At 60.6% G+C, this 13025-nt stretch carries 11 protein-coding genes; 5 read left to right on the top strand and 6 right to left on the bottom strand.

Going from position 1 to position 13025, the window contains the following annotated elements; all coding sequences use genetic code 11:
- Positions 1–16: 16 nt before the first annotated feature.
- On the bottom strand, positions 17–1498 hold the full coding sequence (locus tag AC0N03_RS13905) for a sugar ABC transporter ATP-binding protein (RefSeq protein ID WP_474289414.1): 1482 nt from the start codon (positions 1496–1498) through the stop codon (positions 17–19).
- Positions 1499–1553: 55 nt separating this feature from the next.
- Positions 1554–2519: a substrate-binding domain-containing protein gene (locus AC0N03_RS13910; RefSeq protein ID WP_474289415.1), complete on the bottom strand. Its 966-nt coding sequence runs from the start codon at positions 2517–2519 to the stop codon at positions 1554–1556.
- Between the two features lie 564 nt (positions 2520–3083).
- Between AC0N03_RS13910 and AC0N03_RS13915 the strand changes: the two genes are divergently transcribed.
- From AC0N03_RS13915 to AC0N03_RS13935, 5 genes are all read left to right on the top strand, one after another.
- Complete coding sequence (locus AC0N03_RS13915) at positions 3084–4118, top strand: zinc-dependent dehydrogenase (RefSeq protein ID WP_474289416.1); 1035 nt, start codon at positions 3084–3086, stop codon at positions 4116–4118.
- Positions 4119–4140: 22 nt separating this feature from the next.
- Positions 4141–5832, top strand: coding sequence for a glycerol-3-phosphate dehydrogenase/oxidase (locus AC0N03_RS13920; RefSeq protein ID WP_474289417.1), 1692 nt, complete (start codon positions 4141–4143; stop codon positions 5830–5832).
- A gap of 106 nt (positions 5833–5938) precedes the next feature.
- Positions 5939–6907: a carbohydrate kinase family protein gene (locus tag AC0N03_RS13925; protein WP_474289418.1), complete on the top strand. Its 969-nt coding sequence runs from the start codon at positions 5939–5941 to the stop codon at positions 6905–6907.
- A 53-nt stretch (positions 6908–6960) separates the two neighbouring features.
- A complete protein-coding gene (locus AC0N03_RS13930) occupies positions 6961–7308 on the top strand; it encodes a carboxymuconolactone decarboxylase family protein (protein WP_474289419.1) in 348 nt (115 codons plus the stop codon).
- A gap of 268 nt (positions 7309–7576) precedes the next feature.
- Entirely contained in the window at positions 7577–8578 is a 1002-nt protein-coding gene (locus AC0N03_RS13935) for a sugar-binding transcriptional regulator (RefSeq protein ID WP_474289420.1), read from the top strand.
- A gap of 41 nt (positions 8579–8619) precedes the next feature.
- On the opposite strand, the gene AC0N03_RS13940 is transcribed toward AC0N03_RS13935, so the two are convergent.
- The 4 genes from AC0N03_RS13940 to AC0N03_RS13955 all read right to left on the bottom strand — a co-directional run bounded on the left by AC0N03_RS13940 (position 8620) and on the right by AC0N03_RS13955 (position 13006).
- Complete coding sequence (locus AC0N03_RS13940; protein WP_474289421.1) at positions 8620–9318, bottom strand: hypothetical protein; 699 nt, start codon at positions 9316–9318, stop codon at positions 8620–8622.
- Positions 9319–9616: 298 nt separating this feature from the next.
- Positions 9617–10957, bottom strand: coding sequence for an acetoin dehydrogenase dihydrolipoyllysine-residue acetyltransferase subunit (locus AC0N03_RS13945; protein ID WP_474289422.1), 1341 nt, complete (start codon positions 10955–10957; stop codon positions 9617–9619).
- Between the two features lie 2 nt (positions 10958–10959).
- Positions 10960–11958, bottom strand: coding sequence for an alpha-ketoacid dehydrogenase subunit beta (locus tag AC0N03_RS13950; RefSeq protein ID WP_474289423.1), 999 nt, complete (start codon positions 11956–11958; stop codon positions 10960–10962).
- Between the two features lie 7 nt (positions 11959–11965).
- Positions 11966–13006, bottom strand: a complete 1041-nt coding sequence (locus tag AC0N03_RS13955; protein WP_474289424.1) for a thiamine pyrophosphate-dependent dehydrogenase E1 component subunit alpha — start codon at positions 13004–13006, stop codon at positions 11966–11968.
- Between the last annotated feature and the right edge of the window lie 19 nt (positions 13007–13025).

The raw sequence follows: 13025 nt of genomic DNA on the forward strand, positions 1-13025 counted from the left end.
ATCGTAGCCTTTCCGCTCAGCTCATCGCCTGCTGTAAAAGGGATTCCTGAGTTGCCTGATCCGCCCGCTGAGTGCCTTTCAGCCGTCCTTCGTGCATCACGAGAATGCGGTCGGAAACCTCGAGTACTTCCATCAGTTCCGATGAGATGTAGATGACCGACAGGCCCTTCTCGCACAGGCTGCGCAACACGCTCTGAATTTCAAATTTAGCGTGAACATCGATGCCGCGCGTCGGTTCGTCGAGAATGAGAATTCTGACACCGTTCATCAGCCACCGGCCGAGCAGAACCTTCTGCTGGTTTCCGCCCGAAAGACTGGTGATAGGGTCCGTTCCGGCACCGATCTTGACGCGCAATTTGTCGATATATTCCGAAACCGCACCGGCAAGCTCATCAAAGCGCAGGCCGAGTACCGAACCGTAACGCCCGAGGCTGGGCAGCCACATGTTCTCGTTGATGCTCAAGACCGGAAATATCCCGTCTGATTTACGCTCTTCGGGCAGATAAACCAGACCTTTGGCGATGGCATCGGACGGATGGTGGATACGGACAGGCTGGCCGAATATCTCCACCTGCCCGGCATCGGCCTGCGTAACGCCGAACAGGCACCGGCCCAGTTCCGTGCGGCCGGCGCCGATCAGGCCCGCAATGCCGAGAATTTCACCCTTGTGCAGATCGAAGGAAATATCTTCGAATTCGCCGTGACGGCTCATCCCCCGCACCTTGAGCACAACCTCGCTTCGCTCGGTGAAGGCCCGCGGCTGGTGTGTGCCCTGCACGGCGCGCCCCGCCATCATATTGATCATTTCCTGCTTATTGGTGGCGCGCGGATCAAGTTCGGCGATGCTGCGCCCATCCTGCAGGACGGTTATGCGGTCGGACAGTGCGAGAATTTCATCCAGCCTGTGGGAAATATAAAAGATCGCGCCGCCGCCTGAGCGGAACATGCGAATGAAATCGTAGAGCTTCTCGGTCTCTTTGGTTGTGAGGGAGGCCGTCGGCTCATCAAATATCAGCACTCTGGCCGATGTCGCCACCGCGCGCGCAATCTGCACCAGTTGCTGCTGCGCCTTGTTCAGCGTCTCGACGCGCGCATCGAGGTGGATGGTGTCATCAATTTCATGGAGGGCCTTTGCGGCCTTGAGGCGGGTCGCCCGCCAATCGATGATCCAGTTCCCGCCAGATTGCGCCCCCAGCAGAATATTCTCGGCGACGGACAATTTGGGAACCAGATTGATTTCCTGCGGCGCGATAGCGATGCGGGCGCGCTGCGCATCGGCGGGGGAGCCGAACGCGACCGGCTGCCCGGCGCAGGCCAGACTGCCCGACGAAGGCGGGATCTTGCCGCAGAATATATTCATCAGGGTCGATTTGCCGGCGCCGTTCTCGCCGATGATGGCATGGACTTCGCCGGCATTGATGGTCACCGAGACATTGGTGAGCGCATGAACAGGCCCGAAATTCTTCGAGATATTCCTGGCTTCAAAAACGGTGACCATCGACCTTCTCCTCATATGAGATCAAAGCTGTTCCGGATGATCGGAAAACCCGGCCTCAATTTGTCAGATTGCTCTGGGTGATCATGCGCGAGCCGGTCTCGTGATCCATGGGAATGGTGTGACCCTCGTTTTTGGCCACCAGATATTTAACTGCCCAATACCCCTGCTCCCACTGGCGCTGCGCCATGGTGGCGGTGATGACGCCATCCTTGATGAACTGGATGGTTTCAGGCAGGTCGTCGAGGCCGACGATCTTGACCTTGCCCGCCAGCTTGGCATTGGCGACCGCGCGGGCCGCGCCGATCGGATTGGAGGCGTTACAGCCAAAAATCCCCACGAGCTTGGGATGCGCCTGCAACTCGTTTTCAGTGATCGAAACGGCCTTGTCGAGATCGTCGTTGTCCGGCTGCTCGAAGACGATCTTGACATTGGGATGCTTGGCCATGGCGGCCTTGAAGCCCTGAATGCGGCGGATGTGATCCTGCGCGGTCAGGCTGCCGGACAAGATGCCCACCTCGCCCTTGTCGCCGATCTGCTTGGCGAGAAATTCCGCGAGATCATAACCGTCCTGGTAGGAATCCTTCTGTCCGACAAAGGCGAAACGGTCGGCGCAGAACGAATTGAAAGTGATGACATTGACGCCGGCCTTCACGGCCTCGTCCAGCATCTGAACGTTGGTTGCAGGGTCGAGGCAGGAGACGGCCAGTCCGTCCGGATGCTTGGTGATGTTGCTCTCGATGCGCTGGTTATGATCGGAGACGTCGGCCTGCGGCGGCTGATCCCACTGAACCTCAACGTCGATGCCTTCCTTTTTCAGTTCCGCTGCCGCGAACATCGAACCAGCCTTGACCACTTCATACCAGGGGTGAATCACCTTCGGGATGAAGACAATCGTCTGGTGCTTGGTGATCGGATGAATCAGAGCGCCCTGATCGGCACCAGCGGCAAAAGCGCCGCTTGCGCCCAAAAGGCCGGCTGTAAGCGACAAGCTGTAAATGAAGGTGGACTTAAGCGATTTCATTAAGATTCTCCTTGGGAACACTGTCTTCTGGACGAGCCCCGGAACAAGGCCCGGTTATTTACTTCAAGGTCCGCTCTCCTCCCCCGGCCGGGCGCCATTCAACGCATCCGGGCGCTATTCTCGATAGCTTCCCGCGCAGAGATCATCGGACAACGACCGGTTGGCTCCGGCCCTGTTGTTGGCTTCTGATGCCAGAAACGCACCATAGTGTCAATACATTTGTATTTTTTAAAATTCAATTTATCAAAACTACATATCTCGAAATTTCTATCGATTTACGGATTATTGCGTAGAAAATTACAAAATTGCTCCAAATTCTATAAATTTTGGACAAAATCCGGCAGATTTTAAAAATTCTTGCAAGTCTCATATCTAAACATATTGACTTTTAACAAAACAAATGTAAGAACCGCCTTCGATCAAAGCCATGCGCCGGAAGCCTTCCGTAGGCCGCAGATTCAACACACACGCGCGGGCAGCGCGGCCAGACACAAAAACATCGGGGCCGCTGCCTCTGGAGGGGCAAAATGACGGATAACACGGCGGAACATTGGAGCGACTGATATGAAAGCTGGCGTATTGCAGGCCCCGAATGTTCTCGAATTCCTGAACCTGCCCGATCCAAAGAGCGAGCCGGGCGACCTGATCCTCAAGGTTAAGGCAGCGACGATCTGCGGCACCGATATCCGGATTTTTCGCGGCCGCAAGACAGCCGGCGTGCGCTACCCCTCGGTTCTGGGGCATGAATTTGCCGGAGAGATTGTCGAGACCAACGGCAATGCGCTTTACAAGCGCGGTCAGCGCGTCTGCGTCGACCCGGCCATTCCCTGCTGTCACTGCCAGTATTGCATCAGGGGCTACGAGAATATCTGCGAAAATCTCACGGCGATCGGATATGAGGTCGACGGGGCGTTTGCCGAATATATCCGCATTCCCGCGCGGGCCATTGCCTGCGGCAATGTGCATCCGATCCCCGATGCGCTCTCGTTTGAGGAAGCGGCACTGGCGGAGCCGCTGGCCTGCGTCATCAACGGCCAGCGCAATGCGCAGGTCGGCCCGGGAGACAGGGTTGTCATCCTTGGCGCCGGGCCGATCGGGCTTCTCCATGTCAAGCTTGCGCGCTTTTCCGGGGCCGGGCGCGTCATTGTCAGCGAGCCCAATCCGGGACGGCGCGCCGCTGCTCTTTCAGCAGGCGCCGATGTCGTGGTTGATCCGAACGCGCAGGATCTGCTCCAGATCGTGAAGGACAATACCGGAGGCATCGGCGCCGATGTCGCCATTGTCGCGATCGGCGTGCCGGTGCTGGCCAATACCGCGCTGATGCTGGTGCGGCGGCGCGGGCGCGTCAATCTCTTTGCCGGTTTTTCGGTCGGCGACAAGGCGGCGCTGGACATCAACCTCATTCACTACAGCGAATTGCTGGTGACGGGAGCCTTCGGCCTTGGCCGGCTGCATTTCGAACAGGCGCTGAACCTGATCGCGGGCAGGCGTCTGGATGTTGCCTCCTTCGTCACGCATCGCTATGAACTGCCCGCCATCGGCGAAGCCATGGCCATGGCTGAGAACGGCAGCGCCATCAAGGTTGCGATCATTTCCTGACCAGCCAAGAGGCGGAGACATCGTGCTGCAATCCACACCCACAACGCTTCTGTCCAACCGGGTTCCGGCGGCGCATTACAGCGTCGTGATCATCGGCGCGGGCATCAATGGCGCGGGCACATTCCGCGATCTGTCGGCGCAGGGCGTGGATTGCCTGATGATCGACGCCGGAGATTTTTGCGCCGGCGCCAGCGCGGCGCCTTCGCGGCTGATCCATGGCGGCATAAAATATCTGGAGAACGGCGAATTCGGCCTCGTGAGTCAATCGACGCTGGAGCGCAATCTGCTGCTCAAAAACGCTCCGCATTATGTCAAGCCCATTGAAACGGTGCTGCCGATCCGCTCATGGTTCGGCGGCATACTGACCAGCGTCATCCGCTTTTTCGGCGGCAAGGTGCGCCTGACGGACCGCGGCGTGCTGATCACCAAGCTCGGCCTGGAACTGTTTGATTTTTTCGGCAGCAGGCATCGCGTGCTGCCGCGCCACAGCCTGCGTTTTCGCACCGCGACCAGAAAGGAATTTCCGGATATCGCTCAGGATGTGGTCGCTACAGCCACTTATTACGATGCCCGCGTCACCTATGCCGAGCGCCTTGGGCTTGAACTCGCGCTGGACGGCATGCGCGCCAATCCGCGCAGCCTTGCCGTCAATTACATGCGTCTGGCCGGCTGCGAGGGCGCGGACCTGCGCCTGCAGGATGCGATTTCGGGTGAAACGGTGCATGTCACGGCTGATATTGTCGTCAATGCCGCTGGCGCCTGGATCGACAAGGTCAACACCTGCCTCGGCCTTCCGACCCGCTACATGGGCGGGAACAAGGGCTCGCATCTCATCCTGCACAACAGAAAGCTTCATGACGCGCTGAAGGGCCGGATGATCTATTTTGGCGCGGCGGACGGGCGCGTCGGCCTCATGTATCCGTTCATGGGGCAGGTGCTCGTCGGCTCGACCGACATTCCCATCGATGATCCCGATCTTGCCGTCTGCGACATGTCCGAGCGCGATTACATGCTCGCGACCCTGAAAGAGGTGTTCCCGCATCTGTCCATCTCGACCGGTGATGTCGTTTATTCCTATTGCGGCGTGCGTCCGTTGCCGCGCAGCGATGCCTCGGATCCGGGCGCGGTGAGCCGCGATCATTCCATCAGGATCGACCATCTGCCCGGCACCACCATTCCAGTTCATTCGCTGATCGGCGGCAAATGGACGACATTCCGCGGCTTTGCGGAGGAGGCTGCGGATAATATTCTGCGGTTCATCCGCATGCCCCGAAAGACCTCGACCCGCCTTCTGGCGATCGGCGGCGGCCGGAACTACCCTCAGGATGCCGCCAGCCGCGCCACGTTCCTGCGCAAGCTGCAATCGGCCGGGCAATCAGCGGCCCGCGCCGAACTTCTGCTGGACCGATATGGCACGCGCGCCGAAGAGGTCGCCGCGGGGTGCTCCGGCGCGGCGGATGCTCCGCTCGCATCCCTGCCCGATTATTCGCAAGGCGAGCTGCAATTCATCTTCCGGCATGAACTGGCGGCAAGCCTCGACGATGTGCTGTTCCGCAGAACCGATATCGCCCTGTCCGGACGGCTGACGCCGGATGTCATCCGCGAAGTGGCCGGCATCGGGGCGCAAGCACAGAACTGGGATGAAATCCGCCTGCAGGCGGAAATCGTCAAGACGCTCGATCTGGCCCGTTCACGACATGGAATTGTCTTTTAGATCATGAAGAAAATGAATAAATTCAACCCATCCCCCGCTACAACCGGTCCGAACGGCGATCAGTCCGGCCCGGCTGCGCATAACTGAAACGCAAGGAGAACCCGCTATGAAATTCGATTATTCAGCCATTGGTTTCATCACCTTCGACTGTCTTGGCTGGCCCGTGACGGATATTCCCAAGGGCGGCGGCACTTTTTTCATCGATGAACTGACGCTGGCCGTCTCCGGCGCGGCGGGAACGGCGGCCATAGCCGCTGCCAAAATGGGGCTTAAAACACGGGCAGTCGGCGGCCTTGGCGAAGATCTGATGGGCGACTGGGTGCTCCAGCGCCTCAAGGATTTCAATATCGATGTCTCGGCCCTGCCGAAAATCCCGGGCGCGCGGACATCCTCGTCCATCGTCTGCACCCGCCCCGACGGTTCGCGCCCGGCGCTGCACATGAAGGGCGCCACCGGAGATTTTTACATCGATGACACGCTGATGCCGGATGTCATCGACGCACGCGTGGTGCATCTGGGCGGCGTCGGCCTGATGAACAAAATGGACAAGGGGCGCAATGCCGAACTGGCCCGGCAGGCGCAAGCCGCAGGCGCGATCACGACAGTCGATATTTTTGCCGGATCGAGCGACGACCTGCCGGCCGTTGCCAGTGTCCTGCCCTATACGGATTATTTCATGCCCTCAATCGAAGAGGCGCATGCGCTCACCGGGCGCGACGATCTTGAAGGAACGACACAGTTCTTCCTCGACAAGGGCGTCAAGTGCTGCATCTTCACCCTCGGAGCCGATGGCGCCTATTATCACCATCAGGACGGCACACGCTTCCTCATTCCGGCATTCAACATCGACGTGCGGTGCACATGCGGCTGCGGCGATGCCTTTGATGCCGGTTTTGCCGTGGCGCTTTGCCGTGGCATGGACCCGGAGCAAGCCGTACGCTTTGCTCAGGCAACATCGGCGCTCAACGCGACCGGACTCGGCTCGCAGGCCGGTGTCCAGAGTTTTGAGGCAACGCTGGACTTCATGAAGAAGACGCCGCACCGTCCTTCCCTTCACACAATCAAGGCTGCTTGATTCTTTTTGACTCTCCGCACCGCGCATGAGCGCGCGCCGGATCAGGAGGCGACATGAATTTCAGGGAATTATCTCAGGAGACCCGCCGTCAGGCGATAGCGCTTCACAAGTCTGCGCCCGAAACGATGAATTCGTTTCAGCAACTGATGAAGTCTGCGTCGCATGAGGGCGAGATTTCAGCCAAAATGAAAGAACTGATGGCGGTTGCCATTTCCATTTCGGTAAAATGCGAAGGCTGCATCGTCTTTCATCTGCAGAACGCCATAAAGCACGGCGCAAGCCGCAAGGAAGTGGTCGAAACCATCGAACTGGCCATAGAAATGGGCGGCGGCCCCGCCACAGTCTATGGCGGCAAGGCCCTCGCGGCTTATGACGAACTTAAGGAAACAACCAACCCATAGATTGGCGTGACGCTTCGCCCGCGAAGCGTCGCCCGTCAGGGAAGCAAAACTCTAAACAAAGGTATAATCCCAGTGAAATTGACCGTTCCTGAAGCAATGTCTAAGGCTTGCGGGAACAAGGGAGAATTGCCCTGACAGCGAGTTTCTGATCGAATCGACAAAAGTAATCTCGCTCGAATCATATCGCGCGTATGATACTGATGGTTGATTGTGCGACAGCAAATTCCTGTCAGGATAATGGAAAATTTCAGATCGGAAGAAACCCGGCATGGCGAGAGTAAAAGGCACAGTGGTAAGGCGCTCTGGAGATGACGGCGGCGCAGGCGAAATGCCAAACCGGAGGTCGGCGCTTTTACGGCATCGCGTGGCATGGATGTATTATGCCGAAGAAATGACGCAGAATGCGATTGCGGAGGCTCTGGATATCGGGCGCGTCACGGTCGTGCGTCTTCTGGCGGAGGCCAAGGCGCTGAACGAGATACGTGTCTCGCTGCGCCGGGAATTTGCCGATCTCGCAAAGCTCGAGTCGGCGCTGGAACGACGTTTCGGCATCGACCGCGCGCTTGTCGTGCCCATCTCATCGGCGCAGGCGGACCCTACTCAGCCGATTGGCGCTGCCGTTGGCGAATTGATGGGCGAACTGATCAAGCCGGGCATGATGCTGGGCGTCGGCTGGGGCCGGACTCTTTTGCACAGCCTGCCGTTCATTGACGAAATCGATGCACAGGGCCTGACGGTGGTGTCGCTTCTGGGCGGAATATCCGCCGTGCGGCAGTATAATCCGGCGGAATTCGCCTGGCGCTTCTCGCGGCTGTTTCATGCCGATTGCTATCTTATCGCCGCCCCGGCGCTGGTTGACAGCAAGCAGACCAAGACCGCGCTGGTGGAGAGGTGCGGCATAGGACCAATTTTTGAAATGGCCCGGCAGCTTGATGCGGTGCTCCTCAGCGTCGGCAGCCTGTCGGCCAATTCCACGGCAGGCCTGTTTGACCTCTTCGCGCCGGAGGACCGCAGAAGTCTCGCGGCAGCCGGCGCGGTGGGCAATATATTGTTTAATTTTTACGGTCTGGATGGCCGTCTCGTGGATCACCCGCTCAACGAACGGGTGATGAGCGTACCTCTGGCGCAGTTGCAGCAGGTGCCGCTGCGCATCGTCGCATCGGGCGGCGCCGACAAGGTGCCAGCGTTGCTGGGCGGAATGCGGATGTTGCGCCCGAATATTTTTGTCACCGACGAGATCACCGCGCGCTCGATGCTCGAGAAGAGCTGAGCGCGCAACCTGAACCAGCCAATGCGCGGCGCTGATTCCTTTTATGGAAGAAATGCCGCGAGATCCTTGTAGAGAGCGGCGAGAGCGGCAGGCTTCTGGCTGTTGCGCAGGGCGGCGGCAAACCGCTTGCCAGCGGCATCGACGGTTTCGACAGCGCTGCGCAGGCATGCCTCGGCGGGCGCGTCAGGATTACGGGCCTGAACCGTGGCGGCCAGCCCCAGAGCCAGAGCCACGGATTCATTGACTTGCGCTATGGGCGCTTCGTTTCCGGCAGCGCCGGGGCTGTCGATCATGCGAATTGGCCGGACGGCGAGCATCTGCAGTGCGAGATGGGCGAAGAACTGCGACGGATCGGCACTCTCCCGGCACAGCCAGAGCGGCTTTGCCATGCGGGCAATGAACTGCTGGGCTATAAAGGCGTTTTCTATGCCGAGAATAGTGAAAACAGCCTTGGTCAGCGCATAGAGATCACGCACGAGGCGGTCCTCGAAATGGCCTTCATCCTCCGCCGCCGCCAGCACCGCAAGATCGGCGAGCGCCGCGCCTGCCGATTGCGCGCCTGCGCCGAGAATTCCGGAAATGTCCCGGTCAAGCGTGCGCGCCACCTCGCCCGCCAGATCGGCAAGGCCCGGTGGCAGCAATGTTTCGGGAATAAGCCCGGCATTGGCTGAACGGCGCACGGCAAAGCGCGCCCCCCGTACCGTATCCTTGATCAGAATCTTCAGGTCACGAACTATCATGGTGACAAGGAACTCCTCATCGCCCGGCCGCAATGTCGCCGGATTTCACGGCTTCCGGAGAGGCCGGGCTTCTCCCCAACCCTCGTTCAAATCGCGCCGGATCGCAACGGCAAAATCCAACGCCGGGAATATTCATCCGCTGCGGGAACGCCGGAACATGCTGCGCTCAAGCGGAAACGACCGCCGACGCGCGCTTCTTCCCCTCACCCAAAACCTCTCCCGGAGGGAGAGGGGCGATTCTGCCTGAAGGCGATGCATTCCAGTTGCCGCAGAAATATCTGGCTGCCGCAGATCCTGTTCAGTTGCCGCAGGCTTGTGCGATGAGGCGGGCCAGCAGGTCTCTGGCCTCGACATGCGGCATATGCCCGATACCGGCAAAATAATGCAGGGCCACATGTCCCGGCAGGCCGGCGGTATGACGCACCGGGATGATTCTGTCCTGATTGCCGAAGACAACCCGGACAGGAATCGTCAGACGCTCGAGATCGGCGCGGATCGAGAATGCCTGCGTGCCGTCGGGGAACAGGAGAGCGGCAATGGCCTGATGGTTGGCCGCGACGTCGCCTTCGGCCCGGCCCGCCGCCGTAGCGCGGACAATCACCGGTGTGAGGGTGCTCTGATCCTCGACCAGTTCGCGCATCCAGGCGGCCAAGCTCGCCTCGCTGCGCGCGCGGCAGAAGCCGTCAAGGAAGGCGCCGTTGATATCGGGACCCAGCCCGGCGGGCGAGATCAGGAACAGGGACTTGAGCTGCGCGGGGATGCGTTCGGCGGCCTTGGCCGCGATGGCGGCGCCAAGCGAATGACCAACAAGATGCAGTGCCGTCAAATTTTGCGCGGCAATGGCCGCGGCAACGGCATCGGCCATGTCCTCGATGGAGCCGACAGCGCCAAGCGCCGAGCCGCCATGACCCGGAAGGTCAATCGCCAGCACCGGACGTGCGCCGGGGAGCGATTGCAGCAGGAGCCGCCAACTGTTGAGATCGGCACCGAAGCCATGAATAAGAACAAGCGGATCGCCCTGCCCCTGGCGCAGCCAGACGCTATGCAGGGCGGAGCCTGCGGTACTATCGCGACGCACCAAGACCGGCGCCGGTGCTGCGGCGACTGGAGCCGATGCGGCGACTGCCTGCGATGAAGGCCGCCCCGGGGCATGCGCCTCGACATCGGCCGCTTGAATGCGGCCGCGCGGGCCGGAACCCCCGATATCGGACAATGCGACACCCTTGAGCGAGGCGAGCCTGCGGGCCAGCGGCGTGGCGCGGATCTCGCTGCCCGTTTCCGTGGCAGGAACGGGTGCGCTGGAAATGTCCTGCGCGGCGCTGCTTTCAGCGGCAGGGCTCTCCTCGGCAACGCTTTCGGCCCCCGCGGCAATGGCAGCGGCGGCGGGCGCCTCGAAGGCCTCGCCCTCAGCCACGATCCAGCCGACGATGCTGCCGACCGGCATCTGAACGCCTGTCGGCGCGCTGGCGCGAAGGACGCCCGAAGCAGACGCCTCGATCTCCATCGCGGCCTTGTCGGTCTCGATCTCGAACAGGACCTGCCCTTTGGCGACCGCCTCGCCATCGCGCACATACCAGCGGGAAATCTGGCCTGTCGCCATATCCATGTCGACGCGTGGAAGAATAATCTCGCTGGCCATGATCAGACCTGCCCCTTCGCCAGCCGGCGCGCCGCCGCGGCAATATCCGCGACCTGCGGCACAGCCGCCTTCTCCAGTTCCGGATTATAGGGCAGCGGCACTTCAGCGCCGCCCAGACGCGCGATCGGCGCATCAAGAAAATCGAAGGCCTCGCTCTCGGCAATGGCGGCGCTGATCTCCGCGCCGATGCCCAGCGTCTTGACTCCTTCATAAACGGTCAGCAGCCGGTGCGTGCGCTTGACGCTGGCGACAATCGCGGGCACATCGATCGGGCGCAATGAGCGAAGATCGATCACTTCGAGTTCGATGTCTTCCTTCGCCAGTTCCGCCGCAGCGTCCAGTGCCTTGTGCACCATGATGCCGGTGGCCACGACGGTGAGGTCGCGTCCGGCGCGGCGCGTTTCGGCCTTGTTCAGAGGCACGGTGTAATGGCCTTCCGGCACCGGGCCCTTCATCTTGTAGAGCAGCTTGTGCTCGAAAATCATCACCGGATCCGGATCGGCAACAGCGGCCAGCAGCATGCCCTTGGCGTCATGCGGCGTGGTGGGCTGCACCACCTTCAGGCCCGGCACATGCGCGAGCCAGGCATCGAGGCTCTGGCTGTGCTGAGCTGCGGCGCCCGTGCCTGAACCGGCCGGAAAACGCATGACCAGCGGCACGGAGACATTGCCGCCCAGCATGTAACGCAGTTTCGCCGCCTGATTGACGATCTGCTCCATCGCCAGCGTCGCGAAATCCGAGAACTGAAACTCGAATATGGGCCGCATGCCGGTGAGCGCAGCGCCCACCGCGACGCCCGCGCCGCCAAGTTCAGAAATGGGCGTATCCATCACACGGTCGGCCCCGAAACGGTGAAAGAGATCGCCCGTCACCTGAAACGCGCCGCCGTAAATGCCGATGTCCTCGCCCATCAGGAAGACGCGGTCGTCCTGCTCCATGGCGATGGCCATCGCCTCCTGAATCGCCTGGGCGTAGCTCAATTCGCGTGAAACGTTGTCCATCTTGTCCTCAAACCGTCGTGTAAACGTCGCGCGTCAGCTCCGAAACGGCAGGCGCAGGACTGTTCTTGGCAAATTCGATCGCCTCTGAAATTTCGGTCTCGACCCCGGCCCGGATGGCGGCGATTTCGTCGGCGCCGATGAGGCCGAACTGGCTCAGTTCCGCTTCAAACAGCGCAATCGGATCGCGCTTGGCCCAGGATTCGATCTCCTCCTTGGTGCGGTAGCGGTTGCGGTCCGAGCGGGAATGGCCGCGCAGGCGGTAGGTCTTGCATTCGATCAGTGTCGGTCCCTCGCCGGCGCGGGCGCGCTCGGCGGCCGCATGCGCGGCTTCCGCGACATCGGCAAACCTGTTGCCATCGACGATCACGCCCGGCATGGAATAGGCCGCGGCGCGGTCTGCGATATTTTTCACCGCCGTGGAGCGCTCTGTCGAGGTCGACATGCCGTAATTATTGTTCTCGCAGACGAAGACAACCGGCAGCTTCCAGACGGAGGCCATGTTCAGCGCCTCGTGGAAAGCGCCCTCGTTATTGGCGCCGTCGCCGAAAAACGACACGACAACCTGCTTGCTGCCGCGCTTCTTGGCCGAAAGCGCTGCGCCGACCGCGATCGGTATGCCGCCGCCCACAATGCCGTTGGCGCCAAGATTGCCCTTCAGCGGATCGGCAATATGCATGGAGCCGCCGCGGCCGCGGCAATATCCGTCTTCCTTGCCGAAAAACTCGGCAAACATGCGCTTGACCTCGGCACCCTTGCCGATGCAATGGCCATGGCCGCGATGTGTCGACGTGATGTAGTCCGCATCGGTCAGCGCCGAGCAGATGCCTATGGCGCTCGCCTCCTGGCCGATGGACAGGTGCATGGTGCCGTGAATGAAGCCGCGCATATAAGCTTCTTCCGCGCTTTCCTCGAAGCGGCGCGTCAGATGCATCTTGCGCAAAGCGTCCTTGAGATCGGCGATCGAAAGACGCTGATAGATCGGCGGAAGATTGGCCACCGGAGCCGAGGCCCCGTCCGCGGCGGTGGTACGTAATTTAGCTTGTGCCATGGTGCGCATTCCCGAAATG

The organism is Methylocystis sp. sgz306128 (assembly GCF_056032725.1).

Coding starts and splice junctions, on each gene's coding strand:
- AC0N03_RS13905 (WP_474289414.1), bottom strand. CDS start 1,498: ATGGTCACCGTTTTTGAAGCCAGGAATATCTCGAAGAATTTCGGGCCT.
- AC0N03_RS13910 (WP_474289415.1), bottom strand. CDS start 2,519: ATGAAATCGCTTAAGTCCACCTTCATTTACAGCTTGTCGCTTACAGCC.
- AC0N03_RS13915 (WP_474289416.1), top strand. CDS start 3,084: ATGAAAGCTGGCGTATTGCAGGCCCCGAATGTTCTCGAATTCCTGAAC.
- AC0N03_RS13925 (WP_474289418.1), top strand. CDS start 5,939: ATGAAATTCGATTATTCAGCCATTGGTTTCATCACCTTCGACTGTCTT.
- AC0N03_RS13930 (WP_474289419.1), top strand. CDS start 6,961: ATGAATTTCAGGGAATTATCTCAGGAGACCCGCCGTCAGGCGATAGCG.
- AC0N03_RS13935 (WP_474289420.1), top strand. CDS start 7,577: ATGGCGAGAGTAAAAGGCACAGTGGTAAGGCGCTCTGGAGATGACGGC.
- AC0N03_RS13940 (WP_474289421.1), bottom strand. CDS start 9,318: ATGATAGTTCGTGACCTGAAGATTCTGATCAAGGATACGGTACGGGGG.
- AC0N03_RS13945 (WP_474289422.1), bottom strand. CDS start 10,957: ATGGCCAGCGAGATTATTCTTCCACGCGTCGACATGGATATGGCGACA.
- AC0N03_RS13950 (WP_474289423.1), bottom strand. CDS start 11,958: ATGGACAACGTTTCACGCGAATTGAGCTACGCCCAGGCGATTCAGGAG.
- AC0N03_RS13955 (WP_474289424.1), bottom strand. CDS start 13,006: ATGGCACAAGCTAAATTACGTACCACCGCCGCGGACGGGGCCTCGGCT.